At 70.3% G+C, this 18,299-nt stretch carries 16 protein-coding genes; 6 read left to right on the plus strand and 10 right to left on the minus strand.

Features of this window, described 5'->3' with window-relative positions; translation table 11 throughout:
• The first annotated feature begins 22 nt into the window (after window positions 1–22).
• Genes bioB through JMF97_RS00345 form a run of 3 tightly spaced genes read left to right on the plus strand, consistent with a single transcriptional unit; the run spans window position 23 to window position 1,724 of the window.
• The gene (gene bioB, locus JMF97_RS00335; protein WP_203219709.1) at window positions 23–1,018 is read left to right on the plus strand and encodes a biotin synthase BioB; all 996 of its coding nucleotides are present in this window, start codon (window positions 23–25) and stop codon (window positions 1,016–1,018) included.
• A 5-nt stretch (window positions 1,019–1,023) separates the two neighbouring features.
• Window positions 1,024–1,212 carry a biotin synthase auxiliary protein BsaP gene (bsaP, locus tag JMF97_RS00340; RefSeq protein ID WP_203219710.1) on the plus strand — a complete coding sequence of 63 codons (189 nt, stop codon included), beginning with the start codon at window positions 1,024–1,026 and terminating at the stop codon, window positions 1,210–1,212.
• 2 nt (window positions 1,213–1,214) lie between these two features.
• The gene (locus tag JMF97_RS00345; RefSeq protein ID WP_438803734.1) at window positions 1,215–1,724 is read left to right on the plus strand and encodes a GNAT family N-acetyltransferase; all 510 of its coding nucleotides are present in this window, start codon (window positions 1,215–1,217) and stop codon (window positions 1,722–1,724) included.
• Window positions 1,725–1,937: 213 nt separating this feature from the next.
• Here JMF97_RS00345 and JMF97_RS00350 read toward each other — a convergent pair whose 3' ends face one another.
• From JMF97_RS00350 to JMF97_RS00365, 4 genes are all read right to left on the minus strand, one after another.
• Window positions 1,938–2,753 (minus strand): inositol monophosphatase family protein, encoded by an 816-nt coding sequence (locus JMF97_RS00350; RefSeq protein WP_203219711.1) that lies wholly within the window; start codon window positions 2,751–2,753, stop codon window positions 1,938–1,940.
• Between the two features lie 96 nt (window positions 2,754–2,849).
• Entirely contained in the window at window positions 2,850–5,768 is a 2,919-nt protein-coding gene (locus JMF97_RS00355; protein ID WP_203219712.1) for a glycoside hydrolase family 9 protein, read from the minus strand.
• A 498-nt stretch (window positions 5,769–6,266) separates the two neighbouring features.
• A complete protein-coding gene (locus JMF97_RS00360) occupies window positions 6,267–7,322 on the minus strand; it encodes a GNAT family N-acetyltransferase (protein WP_203219713.1) in 1,056 nt (351 codons plus the stop codon).
• 111 nt (window positions 7,323–7,433) lie between these two features.
• Window positions 7,434–8,135, minus strand: coding sequence for an ACT domain-containing protein (locus tag JMF97_RS00365; RefSeq protein WP_126712349.1), 702 nt, complete (start codon window positions 8,133–8,135; stop codon window positions 7,434–7,436).
• A gap of 149 nt (window positions 8,136–8,284) precedes the next feature.
• On the opposite strand from JMF97_RS00365, the gene JMF97_RS00370 reads away from it, so the two are divergent.
• Window positions 8,285–9,376, plus strand: coding sequence for a phosphotransferase family protein (locus JMF97_RS00370; RefSeq protein WP_203219714.1), 1,092 nt, complete (start codon window positions 8,285–8,287; stop codon window positions 9,374–9,376).
• Window positions 9,376–10,590, plus strand: coding sequence for an acyl-CoA dehydrogenase family protein (locus JMF97_RS00375; RefSeq protein WP_203219715.1), 1,215 nt, complete (start codon window positions 9,376–9,378; stop codon window positions 10,588–10,590). The genes JMF97_RS00370 and JMF97_RS00375 overlap by 1 nt, the downstream gene beginning before the upstream one ends.
• 151 nt (window positions 10,591–10,741) lie before the next feature.
• Here JMF97_RS00375 and JMF97_RS00380 read toward each other — a convergent pair whose 3' ends face one another.
• The 6 genes from JMF97_RS00380 to JMF97_RS00405 all read right to left on the minus strand — a co-directional run bounded on the left by JMF97_RS00380 (window position 10,742) and on the right by JMF97_RS00405 (window position 17,357).
• Entirely contained in the window at window positions 10,742–11,788 is a 1,047-nt protein-coding gene (locus JMF97_RS00380; RefSeq protein ID WP_203219716.1) for a LacI family DNA-binding transcriptional regulator, read from the minus strand.
• A gap of 82 nt (window positions 11,789–11,870) precedes the next feature.
• Window positions 11,871–13,304 (minus strand): GH1 family beta-glucosidase, encoded by a 1,434-nt coding sequence (locus JMF97_RS00385; RefSeq protein ID WP_013732370.1) that lies wholly within the window; start codon window positions 13,302–13,304, stop codon window positions 11,871–11,873.
• Window positions 13,301–14,083, minus strand: a complete 783-nt coding sequence (locus JMF97_RS00390; protein ID WP_050814713.1) for a carbohydrate ABC transporter permease — start codon at window positions 14,081–14,083, stop codon at window positions 13,301–13,303. The genes JMF97_RS00385 and JMF97_RS00390 overlap by 4 nt, the downstream gene beginning before the upstream one ends.
• A gap of 67 nt (window positions 14,084–14,150) precedes the next feature.
• Window positions 14,151–15,119, minus strand: a complete 969-nt coding sequence (locus JMF97_RS00395; protein WP_203219717.1) for a carbohydrate ABC transporter permease — start codon at window positions 15,117–15,119, stop codon at window positions 14,151–14,153.
• Between the two features lie 112 nt (window positions 15,120–15,231).
• Window positions 15,232–16,521 (minus strand): ABC transporter substrate-binding protein, encoded by a 1,290-nt coding sequence (locus JMF97_RS00400; RefSeq protein ID WP_013732367.1) that lies wholly within the window; start codon window positions 16,519–16,521, stop codon window positions 15,232–15,234.
• Between the two features lie 272 nt (window positions 16,522–16,793).
• On the minus strand, window positions 16,794–17,357 hold the full coding sequence (locus JMF97_RS00405) for a plasmid pRiA4b ORF-3 family protein (protein ID WP_203219718.1): 564 nt from the start codon (window positions 17,355–17,357) through the stop codon (window positions 16,794–16,796).
• A gap of 151 nt (window positions 17,358–17,508) precedes the next feature.
• On the opposite strand from JMF97_RS00405, the gene JMF97_RS00410 reads away from it, so the two are divergent.
• Window positions 17,509–18,255, plus strand: a complete 747-nt coding sequence (locus tag JMF97_RS00410; protein ID WP_203219719.1) for a pyrimidine reductase family protein — start codon at window positions 17,509–17,511, stop codon at window positions 18,253–18,255.
• Window positions 18,256–18,299: the final 44 nt, after the last annotated feature.

The following is an 18,299-nucleotide window of genomic DNA, read 5'->3' on the forward strand; positions in this document are numbered from 1 at the left end:
GCGGCCTTGTAGGGTACGTGCCATGCCAGAGATCCTCGACCAGGCCCGTAACCAGGTGCTGGAGGGTGGCGTCGGCCTCGACCAGGCCGGCGTCCTCGCGGTGCTCAACCTGCCCGACGAGCACCTGACCGCCACGCTTCAACTCGCCCACGAGGTGCGGATGCGCTGGTGCGGCCCGGAGGTGGAGGTCGAGGGCATCGTCTCGCTGAAGACCGGCGGCTGCCCGGAGGACTGCCACTTCTGCTCCCAGTCCGGCCTGTTCACCTCCCCGGTGCGCTCGGTGTGGCTGGACATCCCGTCGCTGGTCAAGGCGGCCAAGCAGACCGCCGCCACCGGGGCGACCGAGTTCTGCATCGTGGCCGCCGTACGCGGCCCGGACGCCCGGCTGATGAAGCAGATGCGCGAGGGCGTGGCAGCGATCAAGGCCGAGGTCGACATCCAGGTCGCCGCCTCGCTGGGCATGCTCACCCAGGAGCAGGTCGACGAGCTGGTCGACATGGGTGTGCACCGCTACAACCACAACCTGGAGACCTGCCGCTCCTACTTCCCGAACGTGGTCACCACGCACTCCTGGGAGGAGCGCTGGGAGACCCTGCGGATGGTCCGCGAATCCGGCATGGAGGTCTGCTGCGGCGGCATCCTCGGCCTCGGCGAGACGGTGGAGCAGCGGGCCGAGTTCGCCGCCCAGCTGGCTGAGCTGGACCCGCACGAGGTGCCGTTGAACTTCCTCAACCCCCGCCCCGGCACGCCGCTCGGCGACCGGCCGGTGGTCGAGGGCAAGGACGCGCTGCGGGCCATCGCCGCGTTCCGGCTGGCCATGCCGCGCACCATCCTGCGGTACGCGGGCGGCCGGGAGATCACTCTGGGTGACCTGGGCACCCGCGACGGGCTGCTCGGTGGCATCAACGCGGTGATCGTCGGCAACTACCTGACCACCCTGGGTCGTCCCGCCACCGACGACCTGAAGCTGCTCGACGACCTGAAGATGCCGGTCAAGGCGCTGTCGGCGACGCTGTGATTCCGATGGGCGAGGCGGTGTGGTGTGACAGGTGCGGCGAGGCCGCGACGACCGGCACCCACCCGGGTTGCGCGGCGGCCCGCGCGCTGGAGCCGCCGCGCTACTGTGCGCACTGCCGGCGCCGGATGAAGGTGCAGGTGCTGCCGGTCGGCTGGTCGGCGGTCTGTGTCGAACACGGCGAGTTGCGAGGCTGAGCATGCTGCTGCGGGGACGATCGGTGGTGCTGCGTCCGGTGACCGCAGCGGACGTACCGGCTCTCGCGGCGATCCGCGCCGACCCGGAGGTGCGCCGCTGGTGGCGCGGCGACGACGACCTGGCCGCCGCCGTCGCCGCCGATCTCGCCGACCACGACCTGACCGTGTACGCCATCGAGCACGGCGGCCGGGTGGTCGGCGCGATCCAGTGGTACGCCGAGGACGACCGCGACTACCGGCACGCCAGCCTGGACATCTTCCTCGACCCGGCGGTACGCGGTGCCGGGCTCGGCGGCGACGCCATCCGCACCCTGGTCCGGCACCTGATCGACGAGCACGGCCATCACCGGTTCACCATCGACCCGGCCGCGGCGAACACCCCCGCGATCCGGGCGTACGCCAAGGTCGGTTTCCGCCCGGTCGGGGTGCTGCGCCGCTACGAGCGCGGTGCCGACGGCCGCTGGCACGACGGCCTGCTGATGGACCTGCTCGCCGACGAACTGGCCGACTGACGTCGCCTGGCCGACGCGCCCGCACGGTCGCGTCGGCCCGCTCGGCGCTCGGCTGGTGCGCACAGCAGGATGTAGAACACCAGGTCAAGGGTTACCGCGCAGGACTGCACCCTTGCCACCAAGATCACGCTCGATGTCGCATCGAGTGGTCACCGTGGCGTTCGGGGATCACTCGATGCCGGATCGAGTGGTTCCGTGACGCTCGGAGGCCACTCAATCCCAGATCGAGCGTGATCTTGCGCTTTGGTTTCGGATGAGAGTGAGCAGGGCTGCGTGCGTCTGCTCGTCGGCGGCGACGACGAGACCGCCGAGGCCGGTGTGGAGCGGCTTGCCGTCGATGCCGGTGACCACACACCCGGCCGCCTGGCACACCGCGATGCCGGCCGCGAAGTGCACGTTGTCGCGCAGTTGGCCGTCGGTGACGTAGCCGGCTCGGCGGCCGGCGGCGACCCAGGCCACGGCCAGGGTGGTGGAGACCACTCGCGGGCGGAAGATGTCGATGAAGCCCTGGTCGGCGAGCAACCGGGCAGCCGAGAAGGCGTCGATGTTGGGGAACGGCGGGTCGAGATTGACGTCGACGAGCCTGGACGCGGATGACGGGTCGAGTCGCTGGTCCGCGCCACCGCGACGCACGTACGCGCTGGCACCGTCGGTCCAGAACACCTCATGGCTGAACGGATCGGCAGAGGCGGCCACGGTGACCTGCTCCCCGATCCGCAACGCCACGTTCACCGCGACCAGCATGCTCCTGACCGCGTAGTTCAGGGTTCCGCACAACGGATCGACCAACCATACGCGACCGCTGACGCCGGGACCTGTGGGTCCGCTCTCCTCACCCACGAAGAGATCGTTGGGGCGCGCACTGCTCAGGACGTCGAGGATCGCCGTCTCCGCCTCGACGTCGGCGGTGGTGGCGAAGTCACCCGCGGACTTCGGGAAGTGCGTCAGCGCTGACCCGTAGTGCGAGCGGACGACCGCCGCCCCGGCTTCCGCCGCGGCAACGACCAGCTCCTCATCGCCGATCGGCATGCAGGCACCATACGCCCGGGGACCAGCCGGCAGATGTGGACGAGGGTGGGGCGGCTCGCTGGTAGGTGAGCCGCCCCGCCCTCTGTGAGGGGTCCGTCAGGCGATGGTGCAGGGGTTGCCGTTGAGGGTGAAGCTGGTCGGCCTCGGGTTGCTGCCGGTGTGGGTGCCGTTGAACCCGATGCTGGTCGAGGCGCCCGGCGCGATGGTGCCGTTGTACGACATGTTGGTCGCGGTCACCGAGGTGCCGGTCTGCTGGAAGGTGGCCGACCAGCTCTGGCCGACCCGCTGGCCGCTGTGCGGGAAGGTGAACGCCAGCGTCCAGCCGTTGATCGCCGTGGTGCCGGTGTTGGCGATGGTGATGTTGGCGGTGAAACCGGTGCCCCAGTCGTTGGTGCCGTAGGTGATCCGGCAGGGCGAGGTCGGCAGCGGTGCCGACGTCGTCACGGTCACCCGGTTCGAGGGCGGCGAGGCGTTGCCGGCCGCGTCGATCGCCATCACGTAGAAGTAGTACGTGATGTTCGGCTCCAGGCCGGTCACCTGGTACGTGGTGCCGGTGACCGTGGCGACCAGGACGTCACCGAGCGCCGGTCCCCGGTAGATCCGGTAGCCGGTCACGCCCACGTTGTCGGTGGACGGCGTCCAGTTCAGGGTCACCCCGTTCGTGGTGATCGCCGAAGCGGTCAACGAGCCGGGCGCGGTGGGTGGCACGGTGTCCCCGTCGTCGACGGCCGGTACGGTGACGGTCAGCATCGGCGACCTGGACGAGGTGTTGCCGGCCTTGTCCCGAGCCTGCACGGTGATCTCGTAGGTGCGTCCCGGCGACACGCTGAGCACCAGCGAGTTCGTGCTGGCGGGATACCAGCTGTAGGTGTCGCTGCCGACCACGTGGGTGTTGACGATGTAGCCGTCGACTCCGCTGCCGCTGTCCGTGGACGGCGCCCAGGTCAGGCTCACCGAACGGGAGGCGACCGAGGTTGCCACCGGCGTGCCGGGAACGGTCGGCGGGGTGGTGTCCACGCTGGTGGCAGGCTCCTCGCCCCACACCCGTACGCCGCCGGCGTAGAGCGGCACGTTGCGGTTCGGCCCGGCGGTGGCCTGGAACGACGGGTCGTTGGCGGTGTTCCAGGTGCCGCCCTCGGGCACCCCGACCTTGAACTGCACCTCCATCCGGTGCTGCGACTGTCCGGCCGGGGCGATGGTGTGCCCGGTGCAGTCGACCTCGACGTACCAGAGGTCACCGGCGGCCTGCCGGGCGGTCGACGGTGCCGGGCAGCCCTGGGTGTAGCCGGGGGTGACGGTGACCGGGCCGGTGCCGTCGGGGCGGAAGTAGTAGCGGAACTTGGCGTCGGTCAGGGCCCGTGCCGGGAAGGCCGACTTGTTGTAGATCATCACCTTGAGGCCGGTGGCCCGGGTCTCGTTCTGCATGACCGTGGTCTCCACGGTCAGCTCGTCGATGTCCGGCTGCTCGGGGACCGGGAAGTTGGCCAGCGGGGTGCCGCCGTACTCCTGGGTCAGTCGGGCCAGCGCGGAGGTGAAGCCGGCGTTGTAGTCGGTGGCGACCTCGTTCATCACGTAGTCCGACCGGTTGTCGGTGTACGCGTCGTTCGGCGAGGACGGGCCGCCGACCAGGGCGCCGTAGAGGGTGTGCCGGGTCTCGGTGGGTACGGTCATGCTGTCCCACCAGGAGCCGTGCGCGGTGCGGTGGTGCGGGTTCTTCGGCGAGTTGGCCCCGAAGCCGATCATGTAGCTGGAGTTGCGCGGGTTGTCGCCGAGCGCGTAGTTGATCTGCCGGACGGCGAAGTCCTTGTAGCGGGCCTTGCGCGTGGCGTCGGTGGTCTTGTCGCTGTAGACCAGGGCGGCGAACGCGGTGTTGGCCGCGTAGCGCAGCGCGCCCCAGGAGTCGAGCACCGCCATCCCGCCGGGCGAGTAGCGGATCCGCTCGCCGTTGACGCCGACCGTCCAGAAGTCCAGCCAGCGGTTCGCGTCGTCGATGTACTTCTGCTTGCCGGTCAGGTTGGCCAGCAGCACGTACGCCCCGAACTGCTTGTTGTCCCAGGCCACCGTCCACTTGTAGGAGCGGGTGGTGGTCTGCGGCTCGGTGCCGAGCTTGTCGTACTCGCTCTCGGCCTTGGCCAGGTAGGCGGCGTCGCCGGTGGCCCGGTACAGCCAGATCGCACCCCAGACCAGCTCGTCGGTGTAGCCGCTCCAGGAACGGTAGAAGCTGGTCGCGTCGGTGATGCACTCGTGGTAATTCTTCCGCACGGTGTCGGCGAAGGTGTAGAGCTGCCGGGCGTGGGTGAGCAGCTTGTCGGCGTACGCGGCGTCGGTGGGTCGGAACACCATCGACGACGCGGCCATCGCCGCCGCCGTCTCCCCGGCCAGGTCCGCGCCGCCACAGCTGGCATCGATCTTGTACGCCGGCCGCGCCATCGGCATCACCTCGGCCGGGCCCCACCACTTGTGGTCGTCGTCGCCCTTGCCCACCTGCCCGTAGAGCACGTTCGGCGACGGGTGCGCCTTGACGAAGTAGTCGTTGACGAACCGCAGGTTGTTCAGCAGGTGGGTGAGCTGACCGGAGGCGGCGTAGCCGGAGCGGTACTCGACCGCACCCCAGGCGAGCATGGTGGTGGTGAACGCCATCGGGAAACCGAACTTGACGTGGTCACCCGCGTCGTACCAGCCACCGGTCAGGTCGATCCCGACGTCGGAGCCGTCGCGCAGGCCGGAGTCACCGCGCCAGGAGACCCGATTCCAGTCCGGCAGCTTGCCGGACTGCTGCGCCTCGTAGAACAGCAGGGACTTCTGCAGCGCCTCGGCGTAGTTGAAGGCGGGCGCGGCGGCGCTGGTCGAGGCGTCGCCGGAGGTCGGCGCGGCGACACCGGCCGCCGGTACGCCGAGCACGAGCGCGAGCCCGGTGGCGAGGGCGGTGCCGGCGGTGCGAAGCCGGCGGGACCAGGGCTGGTGGTGACCGGGCTCGTCGCCGCGGGCGCGACGCGGCCGTCTGGTGTGGTGCATGCGGCTGCTCCTGTCGGTGCGGGGCAGGCAGCGCCGACGCGTGCCGCGTCGGGATGGACGGCTGCCGGCAAAGTGGCGGAGGATGGGATCCAGCAGGACCGGGAGCGCTCCCATGGATAGGTAGCAATGTAATCTGGCACCGACCACTTTGGGAAGGCCGACGCGGAGCCGCGAGCAGCGCCGAAAGAGCCTGACGTGTTACGTCGACACGCCGTCTTCAGCCCTCGAATCGTCTCCGTCGTACCGACAGGAGATCCTCCCGTCCGCCCAGGTCAAACCGTTCACCTGAGATCAACACAGGTGGTGGGCAGGCACACTTGTGTCATCCCCCGACCAGGTCGGGAAAGCTCGCTGCGAACCAACCACCAGAAAACGGCCGCCGGTGTCCCTCCGGCGGCCGTTTTCTCGTGCCACAGGCGAAGGGCAGGGCCTCCGCACCGGAAGTCCTGCCCTTCTCACCGTCCTCCGCATCGGAGGTCGGTCGTCTGATTCCCCCGGTCAGCCCGCGCTCTCCACCGGCACCTCGGCGACCAGGGGCATCGTCACGGTCAGCAGGCCACCGTCCTGCTCGATCGTGGTCGGTCGGTGCAGCCGGCGCAGCGTCCGCAGCAGCGGCGTGTTGTCGGCCTGGGTGTGCAGCACCGTGGCCGCGTACCCACTCGACTCGGCCTGCCGGACCAGCCGCCGCAGCAGCGTCGAACCCAGCCCGCGCCGCTGCCAGTCGTCGCGTACCAGCAGCGCCAACTCGGCCTCGTCGCCCTCGGCGAGCAGGTTCGCCATCGCCACCACCGACTCCGCCGACGGATCGGCGTCGCTGGTGACCGCGACGAGGGTCAGTCCACGGGTCGGCTCCAGCAGCCGCCGCAGCCGCGCCGGTGTCGGCAACGTCGCCCCACCCAGGTAGCGCCGTTGGCGGGTACGGGCCGAGCAGGCCTCGTGCAGCTCGACCACCGCGGTCAGGTCCTCCGCGACCGCCGGCCGTACGGTCAACTCGGCCCCGTCGGGCAGGACGACGGTGATCTGGTCAGCGCCCCGGCCCGCCGCGGTGGCGCCCAACTCCAGCAACGCCTGCGCTCGCGCGTACTCCGCCGGGGTGAAGCTCGGCGCGACCCGGCGCAGGTGATACGCGCCCCCGTTGGGGTCGGCCAGCAGCATCGTCAGGCCATCGATCCCACACCGGGCCGCCGCGGACGCCGGACGCCAGGTCACCTCGTCGGCACCGAGCAGAGCCCGCAGCACCTCCCCGGTCGCGTCCGGGTCACGCACCAACCGGGTCGCCAGAGCGAGCACCCGGGTCGGCTGGTCGACCAGGACACGCGCCTCGCTGCGCGCCACCCAACAGTCCCGCCCCCGACCCCGCTCGACAGCGGCGACGAGGTCCGTCTCGTCGAGGGTGTCCGGCGCGTCGACCAGGAAATCGTCGACAGCGCCGTGCTCGGTGGTGTGCACCTGCACGGTGAGGATGTTGACGCCGCGCAACGCGAGGCTCGCCGTGAGCACCGACAGGTAGCCCGGTCGGTCGTCGACGGTGGCCCGGATTCGCCAGAGGGTCATTGGTGCCTCCCTTCGCGTACCACCCTCGCGCCCGCCTGTTGCCGGCCGATTGCCCCGCCGTGTCGAGCCGCGTCCGGCCCTGCGGCGTACGTCACAGCTGGCCAGGGGCGGTCACGGCGTGGCACTGATCGGCGGGACGTCGACCAGGTCCAGCCGGTCGCCGAGGATCACCGCGCTGGCCCGGACCAGCTGCGCCAGCCGGTCCACCTCGGTGGAGTGGAACGTGGCCGGGGTCAGCGACTCGCTGTGTTCGCGGCAGACGACCATGACCAGCCCGGCCCGACCGAAGGGCGCGACCGCGAAGTGCCCGCCGTCGCGCATGGTCATCGACCGGGCCCGCAGCGGAGTCACCTCCGGCAGGCGCGGCGGCTCCGGCGTACGCCAGCTGGCGTGCGCGACCGTGGCCCCACCGCCGCCGGTGCGGCTGGCCCAGTCGACGGGCACCACCGCGGCGACCGCCCAGTCGGCGGCGAGCAGTCCGGGCACCGCGTCGACCAGGGTGGCCAGCCCGTCCGTCGGGTTGGCGGCGACCTGCGCCAACAGTTCGGCGTCCTGGCCGGTGGTGGTGGGCGCGCCGATCGCCCGCCACACCCCGTCCACCCGGACGCCGGGAATCGCCGCCAGGCCGGCGAGCAGCCGTTCGACCCGGGCGGCGCCGGGCCACACCACGGTGAAGTCGTCGACCGCGCGCCCGCCGAGCCGTTCCAGCACGACCACCTGGACGATGTCCGCGCCCGACACCCCGAGGGTGCGGGCCACCTGGCCGAGTGTGCCCGGGCGGTCCGGCAGGGTGACCCGTACGCGCAACAACATCTCGAACCCCTCCGCTCGGCGGGCCGGCACGAGGGCCGGCAGGCTGATCATCAGGCTGCCAGGTGACCATTTCGTCCCTGTTGCGGCGGCATGACCCGAGGGTCAAACCTGACCTTGACAAGCGGTCCGAGCTGCCCTGAACTGTCCGGATGACCGATCCGGCCACCCGCCACCCGACGCCGGAGCGGCACCGGGACACCGACGGCGGCTCCCCCGCCGGTCTGGATCTGGGTCGACTCGGCCGCTACCTGGCCGAACACCGACCGGACCTGGCCACCGACCCGCTGCGGGCCGAGCTGATCACCGGCGGCCGGTCCAACCTGACCTACCTGCTCCGGGCCGGCGGGCAGGAGCTGGTGCTGCGTCGTCCGCCGCTCGGGCACGTGCTGGCCACCGCGCACGACATGGCCCGGGAGTTCCGGGTGATCTCGGCGCTCGCCCCCACCGACGTACCGGTGCCGGACGCGGTGTTGCTCTGCTCGGACCCGGACGTGCTCGGCGCGCCCTTCTACCTGATGCGACGGGTGCCCGGCGAGGTGTTCCGCAGCCGGCAGCAGACCGACCGGCTCACCGCCGAGCAGCGGCACGGGCTGGCCATGGCGATGATGGACACCCTCGCGGCACTGCACACGGTCGAGCCGGAGGCCGTCGGCCTGGCCGACTTCGGCCGCCCCGAGGGTTACCTCGCCCGGCAGGTACGCCGCTGGGCCGGGCAGCTGGACCGCTCCCGCAGCCGGCCGCTGCCCGGCATCGACGAGCTGCGCGACCGGCTCGCCGCCACCGCACCCGAGGGCCGCAACGCCGGCCGCATCGTGCACGGCGACTACCGCCTGGACAACCTGCTCGCGACGGTTGATCCGGTGACCGTGGCGGGCGTGCTGGACTGGGAGATGGCCACCCTCGGCGACCCGCTGGCCGACCTCGGGCTGCTGTTGACGTACTGGGAGGTGCTCGGCGGCAGCGACATCGCCGACGGCAACCCGGTCGCCGACGGCCTCGGCCCACGGGCCGGCTTCCCCACCGGCGGCGAACTGATCGACCGGTACGCCGACCGCAGCGCCGTCGACGTCGGCCCGCTGCACTGGCACATCGCCCTCGGCTGCTTCAAGCTCGCCGTGATCTGCGAGGGCATCCACTACCGGTACACCCTCGGGCAGACCCTCGGCGAGGGCTTCGACAGCATCGGGGACATGGTGGCGCCGCTCGTCGCGCACGGACTGAACGCGGTAAGGGAGAGCTGATGGACTTCGGGTACGACGCCCGCACCGAGCAGTTGCGCGCGGAGCTGACGGACTTCCTCGACCAGCACGTCTACCCGGCCGAGGCGGTGCACGCCGCGCAGGTGGCCGCCGCCGGTGACCCGTGGGCCCGTCCGCCGGTGCTTGCCGAGTTGAAGGCCGAGGCCCGTCGGCGCGGCCTGTGGAACCTCTTCCTGCCCGACCCGCGCTACGGTGCCGGGCTGACCAACCTCCAGTACGCCCCGCTGGCCGAGCTGACCGGCCGCAGCCCGCATCTCGCCCCGGAGGCGCTCAACTGCGCGGCACCGGACACCGGCAACATGGAACTGCTCGCCGAGTTCGGCTCCCCCGCCCAGCGGGAACGCTGGCTGACCCCGCTGTTGGCCGGCGAGATCCGGTCCGCGTTCTGCATGACCGAGCCGGAGGTGGCCTCCTCCGACGCCACGAACATCGCCACCTCGATCCGCCGCGACGGCGACCACTACGTGATCGACGGGCGCAAGTGGTGGTCGTCCGGGGCGATGGATCCGGCCTGCGAGCTGTTCATCGTGATGGGCAAGACCGATCCGGGCGCCGAGCGGCACCGGCAGCAGAGCATGGTCCTGGTCCCCCGGGACACCCCGGGCGTCACGGTCCGCCGGGGCATGACGGTGTACGGCTACAGCGACGGCCCGCACGGCGGGCACGCCGAGATCGACTTCACCGGCGTACGGGTGCCGATGCAGAACCTGATCGGCACCGAGGGCACCGGTTTCGCCATCGCGCAGGCCCGCCTCGGCCCGGGGCGGATCCACCACTGCATGCGGCTGGTCGGGATGGCCGAACGGGCCCTGGAACTGCTCTGCCGGCGGGTGAGCGAGCGGGTCGCGTTCGGCCGACCGCTGGCCGAGCAGGGCGTGGTACGCGAGTGGATCGCCGAGTCCCGGGTCCGCATCGAGCAGGCCCGGCTGCTGGTGCTCAAGACCGCCTGGCTGATGGACACGGTCGGCAACAAGGGCGCACACACCGAGATCCAGGCAATCAAGATCGCCACCCCGGCGATGGCCGAGTGGGTGATCGACAAGGCCGTCCAGGCGCATGGCGCCGCCGGGGTCAGTCAGGACACCCCGCTGGCCGCGCTCTGGGCCCAGGCCCGCACGCTGCGGCTCGCCGACGGCCCGGACGAGGTGCACCGGGCCAGCCTCGCCAGACGCGAGCTGCGCCGCTGGGCTGACTGAGCCCGCCTGCCGCGCGCCGTTTCGCCGAAACGGCGGGGTACGCGGGGGCGGGAAACCGCCATTACGGCGCAACGGAGTCGATCACCCTCATCCGGGGGTCGGGCGCCGGTCAGGCGGGGTCGACCACGCGCTTCGGAGGGCCGGGCGCTGGTCAGGCGGAGGCGCGTTCCACCAGCTGCGTCTGGAGCACGATGTGCGGGGCGGGGATCTCGTCACCGCGGATCCGGGCGACCAGCAGCCGGGCCATCTGCCGTCCCATCTCCTCCACCGGCTGGAAGACCGAGGTCAGCGGTGGGACGGCCTGCCGGGCGATGGGCGCGTCGTCGAAGCCGATCACCGCCACGTCCTCGGGTATCCGGCGACCCGACTCGCGCAGCGTCCGCATCGCGCCGAAGGCCATCAGGTCGGCCGCGACGAAGACCGCGTCCAGGTCGGGGCAGCGCTCCAACAGGTGCCGCATGGCGGTCGCGCCGCTCTCCTCGCTGAAGTCGCCGTACGCGATCAGGTCGGGGTTGATGCCGAACCCGGCGGAGCGGACCGCGTCCCGGTAGCCGGAGAGGCGGGCCAGGCCGGCGCCCATGTCCTGCGGGCCGGCGATGGTGGCGATGCGCCGCCGACCGCGACCGGCCAGGTATTCCACGGCCTGGCGTGCCCCGCCGACGTTGTCCACGTCGACGAAGGAGGCGGGTTGGGCCTCCGGGTGCAGCATCCGCGCGGGCCGACCACCGAGCACCGTCGGCAGGCCGCGCTCCTCCAGCAGCGTGGGCAGCGGGTCGTCGTCGTGCAGCGACAGCAGCAGTACGCCGTCGACGTGCTGGTTGGTCAGGTGGTGCTCGACCCGCTCCCGCTCCAGCGGGGACTGCGCCATGGCCAGCCAGAGCTGAAGCGGGGTCTCCAGCAGGGTCGAGCTGATCCCCCGCACGATGCCGGCGAAAAACGGTTCGGCGAAGATCCGCTCACCGGACTCGCTGACCACCAGCGCCACCGAGTCGGTCCGCTGGGTGACCAGCGCCCGGGCGGCCCGGTTCGGCACGTACCCCAGTTCGGCGATGGCCTGTTGCACGGCGGCACGGGCCTCCGGGCTCACCTGGGGAGAGCCGTTGACCACGCGGGAGACAGTCCCACGGCCAACACCCGCACGCGCCGCGACCGCGTCCAGGGTCGGGCGCCCGAGTGACCGGGTGCGCTGCGTTGTCATCGTCTGCTCCTCCGACGTCAGGCGGCACCGGCACCTGGTTGAGCGTCGGTGCCGGGCCGCCCGTTACTGGCTGGCCGTCGCCTTATTGTGCGGCCAGACCGTTGCGTCGGATCACCTCTGCGTACCACCTGGCGCTGGACTTGGGGATGCGAGTCTGGCTGTCGTAGTCGACGTAGATCATGCCGAACCGCTTGGTGTAGCCCCAGGCCCACTCAAAATTATCCAACAGTGACCATGCGAAGTATCCCTGCAGGGGGACACCGGCGCTGATCGCCTCGTGCGCGGCGCGCAGGTGCGCGTCGAAGTACGCCAGGCGTTCGACATCGTCGACCTGGCCGTCGATCACCGCGTCGACGAACGCGGACCCGTTCTCCGTCACGTAGAGCGGAAGATCGGTGTACTCCTCGTGCACCCGGCGCAGCGTCTCCACCAGCCCGGGGGCGTCGATCTCCCAGTCCATGTCGGTGACCGGCACGCCCCGGGTGACGAACCGGACGTCCTCGCTGCCCGGCCAGTTGGTCGGCGCCCGCCAGTACCGCTCGGGCTGCTCACCGGGGACCGGCGCGGCGACCACGTGCCGGCTGTAGTAGTTCACCCCGACCAGATCCATCGGCGTGGAGATGACGGCCAGGTCCCCGTCGCGGACGTGCCCGAAGTCGGTCACCTTCGCCAGGTCGGCGACCAGATCGTCGGGGTACTGGCCACGCAGCATCGGGTCGAGGAAGAACCGGTTGGCCAACCCGTCGATGCGTCGGGCGGCGTCGACGTCGCCGGGCGCGTCGCTGGCCGGGGTGACCGGGTAGAGGTTCACGGTGACGCCGAGTTGCGCCTGGGGCAGCGTCGCGCGCAGCGCCTGCACGGCGAGCCCGTGCCCGAGCATCAGGTGGTGCCCGGCCTGGACCGAAGCCGCCCCGTCGGTACGGCCCGGGGCGTGCACCCCGGAGCCGTAGCCGAGGAAGGCCGAGCACCAGGGCTCGTTCAGCGTGGTCCAGTACTTCACCCGGTCGCCGAGGGCGTTCGCCATCAGCTGCGCGTACTCGGCGAACCGGGCGGCGGTGTCGCGGGCCGGCCAGCCCCCGGCGTCCTCCAGCTCCTGGGGCAGGTCCCAGTGGTAGAGGGTCAGCCAGGGCTCGATCCCGTTGGCCAGCAGGTCGTCGACCAGCCGCTGGTAGAAGTCGAGCCCTTCGGCGTTGACGGGACCGGACCCGCCAGGCTGTACCCGGGGCCAGGAGACCGAGAACCGGTACGACTTGAGCCCCAGCTCGGCCATCAGCCGTACGTCGTCGCCGACCCGGTGGTAGTGGTCGCAGGCCACGTCACCGGTGTGCCCGGCGACCGTGCGTCCCTCGGTGTGGCTGAAGGTGTCCCAGATCGACGGGGTACGTCCACCCTCGGCCGCGGCCCCCTCGATCTGGTACGCGGCGGTGGCCGCTCCCCAGAGGAAGCCCGGCGGGAAGGTCAGCGGCGCACGTTCGTCGAGGACGCCGACTGCGGGTGGGGTGGCGGGGTTGCTCACGACTTGACTGCACCTTCCATGATCCCGCCGATGATCTGGCGGCCGAACACGATGAAGACCAGGACCAGTGGCAGGGTGCCGACCGCCGTGGCGGCGAAGACCTGGGAGTAGTCCGTGTAGTAGGCGTACGAGAGGAAGGAGAGCGACACCTGAAGGGTCGGGTTCTCCGGGCTGAGGATCGCGTACGGCCAGAGGAACGAGTTCCAGGTTTCCATGAAGGTCAACAGGCCGAGCACGGCCGCTGCCGGCCGCAGCGCCGGCAGCACGATGTTCCAGTAGATCCGGAAGGTGCTCGCCCCGTCGACCCGGCCGGCCTCGATCAGCTCGTCCGAGATCGCCTGGCTGGCGTACTGCCGCATCATGAACACGCCGAAGGCACTGACCAGGAACGGCACGGTGACCGCGAGCAGGCTGTCGTACCAGCCGAACGACTGCATCATGCCCCAGAGCGGGATCAGGCCCATCTGGGTCGGGATCATCATGGTGACGATGATCGACAGCAGCAGGATGTTGCGGCCCCGGAAGCGCAGCTTCGCGAAGGCGAAACCGGCCAGGGAGCCGGTGAGCACCACCGACACGGTGACCACCGAGGAAACGATGACCGAGTTGACCAGACCGGTGACGAAGTTGGCCGCGTCGTTGTCGAGCACCCGGCCGAAGTTGTCCCCGAAGGAGCCGGCCGGGGTGAACGGTGGCGGCACGTCGTTGATCGCGTCCAGGCTGCGGGTGCCGATCACGATCATGTAGTAGAACGGGTAGATCGAGAGCAGGGCCGCCATGACGAGCGCCAGGTAGGTCAGCGGGCTGGTACGCCACAGGCGAGAAGCCGATTTCACTGGTCTCTCCTTACTTCGCCGTACGGCGGACGAGTACGAAGTTGATCAGCGACACCAGCACGATGATCATGAAGATCGCCCAGGCGACCGCGGCTCCGTAGCCGGCGGTGTTCAGGTTGACGATGCCCATCTCGTACATGTACATGGCCAGGGTCTGGAACTGCCGCTGGTCACCACCGATGATGTTGCCGTTGGCGAAGAGCAGCGGCTCGGTGAACAGCTGCATGCCGCCGATCGTGGAGAGGATGACCACGAAGATGAAGGTCGGCTTGAGCATCGGCAGGGTGATCTGCCAGAACTGCCGCCACTGACCGGCCCCGTCGATCGCGGCCGCCTCGTAGAGATCCTTCGGGATGGCCTGCATGCCGGCGAGCAGGATCAGGGTGTTGTAGCCGGTCCACCGCCAGTTGACCATGGTGGCGAGCGCCGTCCAGGAGCTCCACTTCTCGCCGTTCCAGTCGATGGCCTCGACACCGACGAAGCTGAGCAGCCAGTTGAACAGACCGAAGTCACGCTGGTACAGCATGCCGAAGACGATGGCGACCGCGGCCACCGAGACCACGTTCGGGATGAAGATGGCCATCCGGAAGAAGGTCTTGGCCCGCAGCAGGGTGCGGTTGAGCAGGTTGGCCAGGAAGAGCGCCAGCAGCAACTGCGGGATGGTCGACAGCGCGAAGATGCCGAACGTGTTGACCAGCGCGTTCCAGAAGTACTCGTCGGAGATCAACCGGGTGTAGTTGTCGAACCCGATGAACGAGTTCTCGCCGATCATGTCCCAGTCGTGCAGGGACATCCAGGCGGTCCGCAGCATCGGGTAGAACCCGAAGACCCCGAAGATCAGGAAGAACGGTGCGATGTAGAGGTACGGGGAGTACTTGAGATCCAGGCGATTGAGCAGATGCCCACGCCGGCGCCGGGGCTCGGCGTTCGGAGGCGGTGGTGCTGACGACGGCGGTGCCGTCGTGGCCGACAGACTCATCAGGTTTCCTTTCCGGGCGACGCCCCGGGGCCCGCACGCGGTGCCACGCGCAAGGGGGGACCGACCGGTGGCGTCCGGGCAGGAATCCCGAACGCCACCGGATGGGAATCACTCAGAAGGCGCCCTGAGTCTCAGCGTCCTTGGTGAACTGCTCCCAGGCCTGATCCTTGCTGGCCCGCCCGTTCTCGAAGGCCCGCATGGCCGGCTCGAACGCGTTCTCCTTGACAGCCTGGTGCTTCGGGCCCAGGTGGACCGGCTCGATCTTGGCGACGCTCTCACCGAAGATCTTGCCCGTCGGCGCACCGCTGAAGTACTCGTTGGTGTAGTTGAGGAACTCCTCGTTCTTCAACGCCTCGAGGTTGGTCGGCAGCGGGCCGGTGGCCTTGAAGGCCGCGACCTGGCTGGTGGCGTTGGTCAGGAACTCGGCCAGCTTGGCCGCCTCCTTCTGGTGCTGGCTCTGCTCCGGCACGGCCAGCCAGGAGCCGCCCCAGTTACCGCCGCCACCCGGAACGGCAGCCACGTCCCACTTGCCCTTGTTGCCCTCGCCGGAGTTCTCCTCGACGATGCCGAGCATCCAGGACGGGCAGAAGGTCGCCGCGAAGGTGCCCTGCTTGAAGCCCGCGTTCCACGCCGGCGACCAGGTCTCGGCCTTGGCGGAGATGTCCACCATCGAGGTGGCGGTGTCCCAGGCAGCCTTCACCGCGGGGCTGTCCTTGGCGATGACGTTGTTTTCCTTGTCGTAGAACAGGTCGCTGCCCTGCTGGAACAGCACACCGTTCGAGACCGCGGTGATCGAGTCGATGAAGCCCTTGCCAGTGGCCTGCTTGTACTTCTGGCCGGTCTGGTGGAAGCCGTTCCAGTCCGGCCACAGGGCCGAGACCTGGTCCCGCTCGGTGGGCAGGCCAGCCGCCTGGAACAGGTCCTTGCGGTAGCAGACGGCGAGGCTGCCGACGTCGGTGGGCAGACCGATCAGCCGCCCGTCCGGCGCCTTGCCCAGCTCCCACTTCCAGGGCAGGTACTCCTTGGAGTGGTCGTCGATCAGCGGAGCGAGGTCGGCCCAGTTGCGCGGGTTGGCCTTGAACTCGTTGAGGATGCCCTCTTCCAGGGCGGTCACGTCGGCCGCGCCCTTGCCGGTGGCCAGGTAACGGACCAGCTTGGGGCGGTACTCGCGCAGCTGCGCGGTCTTGCGCAGCTCGACCTTGATGCCGGTCTGCTGCTCGTACTGCTTGACGAGCTCGTCGTAGCCCATCTCGCCGAAGGTGTCGACGACCAGCTTGGCGGGCTTGCCGCCCTCTGCCGACGTGTTGTCGTCGTCGTTGCCGCAGGCCGCGAGGCCACCGACGGCGGTTACCGCCGCCAAGGTGGCCGCCGCCAGGCGGGCACGCCGCTTGGTGAGGTTCATCCTGACCCCTCTTTCAGTGGTGAGGCTGGTTTATGTGGTGGGGGGGTGCCGCAGCGTCTGCCGGCCGCCGGCTGGTCAGCCGAGCGTCGACGCCCCGGGCGCGCTGAGATGTGATCTACGCCCCTTGGGAACGCTCCCATGAGATTGCCGGGAGGTATCAGGAGTGTCAATAGGCCATTGGGAGCGTTCCCAGATCGTTACCACCGGGCCGGTTTGATCCCGCTTCGCGCCAGCCTCGACGACTGTCCGGTCAGGTGCCGGAACGTCCTTGATCAGCAGAAGCGCCGCAGCAGTGTGGTCACCCGGCCGGCGTCGAAGGCCTCCGGGTCGAAGCCGTCACCGACCCACGCCCGCATCGCCGCGTGCTCCGGGTGTCCCGGATCGGCGACCGCGGCGAGCAGCAGCAGGTAACCCTGCGCGCCGCCGACGTTCTCCGGCGGAGCGGCCCGCTCACCGTCGACACACCTCGGGTAGCGCTCATCGGCATCGGCGGTGACCACGTCCTCCACCAGCAGGTCGTGCTCCCACCAGTCACCGAAGTCGTACGTGTACTGCAACCGGCTGCCCTTGCCCGCCACCGCGTCCAGCCGCACGTCCAACTCGTCGTGCAGGGGCAACTCGTCGTCCAGCGCCAGGTCGCCGTCGGGGTCCGGCTCGCCGTACTGCACGCCGTCGATCTCGAACGAGTGCAGATGACAGTCGCGCCAACCCATCGCGTGCTGCACCACCCGGTGCAGGCGATCCAACGTGTAGCCACCGGGCACGAGCACCCGGCGCCAGATCGTGGGACGAACCCCGGACAGCGAGATCCTCAGCTGGAAGATCTGACGCGGCATGCGTGTCCCATCCTTCCTCGGCATAGGCTGCGGGCATGATCTGCCGAGCGTGCCGGGCGCGGCGGCACGACGACTGCCCGGGCCGGAACTGGTGCGACTGCCAGCACCGTACCCCTCGACCCACCCCTGTCGTCACCGGTCCGGCCAGCGAATGACCGCCGACGCGCCGATTTCCGCCCTCTGGCCGGATCCGTCACCCGCCCCGCTGGACGACGATGCGCTGACCGCGCTCTATCGCCGGGCCGACACGCCGCAGCTGCGGATGAACTTCGTGACAAGTGTCGACGGCGCGGTGAGCCTCGACGGCTATTCGGCCGGGTTGTCCGGCGAGCCCGACAAGCGGGTCTTCCGGCTGCTGCGCATGGTCTGCGACGCGCTGCTGGTGGCCGCCGGCACGTTGCGCCACGAGGGTTACCGGGCGCTGCGGCTCGACGAGCAGCGCCGCGCCTGGCGACGCCGGCACGGGCTGGCCGAGTACCCGACGCTCGTGGTGGTCTCCAACAGCCTCGACCTCGACCCGGCCCAGGCCGCCTTCGCCGACGCACCGGTACGCCCGATCGTGCTCACCCGTGACGGCGCGCCCGCGGCACCGGCCCTGGCCGCCGTGGCCGACCTGGTGCACTGCGGCGCCGACGAGGTCGACCTGGCCGTCGGCCTGGCCGAACTGCGGCGGCGCGGCCTCGACCAGGTGCTCTGCGAAGGCGGCCCGCACCTGTTCGGCGCGCTCACCGCCGCCGACCTGGTCGACGAGGTCTGCCTGTCGGTGGCTCCGCTGCTCGCCGGCGCCGGCGCCGGCCGGATCACCGCCGGTGCGCCGAGCCCGGCCCGGCAGCTGCCGCTGCGCCACGTGCTGCTCGCCGGCGACGGCACCCTGCTGCTGCGCCATGCCCGCCACTGACCGCCTGCCACTGACCGCCTGCCCGACAGCCGCCTGACCACCCG

It is taken from the genome of Micromonospora fiedleri (assembly GCF_016774385.1).
Lineage (GTDB): Bacteria > Actinomycetota > Actinomycetes > Mycobacteriales > Micromonosporaceae > Micromonospora > Micromonospora gifhornensis.

What these genes read in the sequence shown, in the direction of transcription:
- bioB (WP_203219709.1), top strand. Translation starts at nt 23, where the DNA reads ATGCCAGAGATCCTCGACCAGGCCCGTAACCAGGTGCTGGAGGGTGGC.
- bsaP (WP_203219710.1), top strand. Translation starts at nt 1,024, where the DNA reads ATGGGCGAGGCGGTGTGGTGTGACAGGTGCGGCGAGGCCGCGACGACC.
- JMF97_RS00345 (WP_438803734.1), top strand. Translation starts at nt 1,215, where the DNA reads ATGCTGCTGCGGGGACGATCGGTGGTGCTGCGTCCGGTGACCGCAGCG.
- JMF97_RS00350 (WP_203219711.1), bottom strand. Translation starts at nt 2,753, where the DNA reads ATGCCGATCGGCGATGAGGAGCTGGTCGTTGCCGCGGCGGAAGCCGGG.
- JMF97_RS00355 (WP_203219712.1), bottom strand. Translation starts at nt 5,768, where the DNA reads ATGCACCACACCAGACGGCCGCGTCGCGCCCGCGGCGACGAGCCCGGT.
- JMF97_RS00360 (WP_203219713.1), bottom strand. Translation starts at nt 7,322, where the DNA reads ATGACCCTCTGGCGAATCCGGGCCACCGTCGACGACCGACCGGGCTAC.
- JMF97_RS00365 (WP_126712349.1), bottom strand. Translation starts at nt 8,135, where the DNA reads ATGTTGTTGCGCGTACGGGTCACCCTGCCGGACCGCCCGGGCACACTC.
- JMF97_RS00370 (WP_203219714.1), top strand. Translation starts at nt 8,285, where the DNA reads ATGACCGATCCGGCCACCCGCCACCCGACGCCGGAGCGGCACCGGGAC.
- JMF97_RS00375 (WP_203219715.1), top strand. Translation starts at nt 9,376, where the DNA reads ATGGACTTCGGGTACGACGCCCGCACCGAGCAGTTGCGCGCGGAGCTG.
- JMF97_RS00380 (WP_203219716.1), bottom strand. Translation starts at nt 11,788, where the DNA reads ATGACAACGCAGCGCACCCGGTCACTCGGGCGCCCGACCCTGGACGCG.
- JMF97_RS00390 (WP_050814713.1), bottom strand. Translation starts at nt 14,083, where the DNA reads ATGGCGGCCCTGCTCTCGATCTACCCGTTCTACTACATGATCGTGATC.
- JMF97_RS00395 (WP_203219717.1), bottom strand. Translation starts at nt 15,119, where the DNA reads ATGAGTCTGTCGGCCACGACGGCACCGCCGTCGTCAGCACCACCGCCT.
- JMF97_RS00400 (WP_013732367.1), bottom strand. Translation starts at nt 16,521, where the DNA reads ATGAACCTCACCAAGCGGCGTGCCCGCCTGGCGGCGGCCACCTTGGCG.
- JMF97_RS00405 (WP_203219718.1), bottom strand. Translation starts at nt 17,357, where the DNA reads ATGCCGCGTCAGATCTTCCAGCTGAGGATCTCGCTGTCCGGGGTTCGT.
- JMF97_RS00410 (WP_203219719.1), top strand. Translation starts at nt 17,509, where the DNA reads ATGACCGCCGACGCGCCGATTTCCGCCCTCTGGCCGGATCCGTCACCC.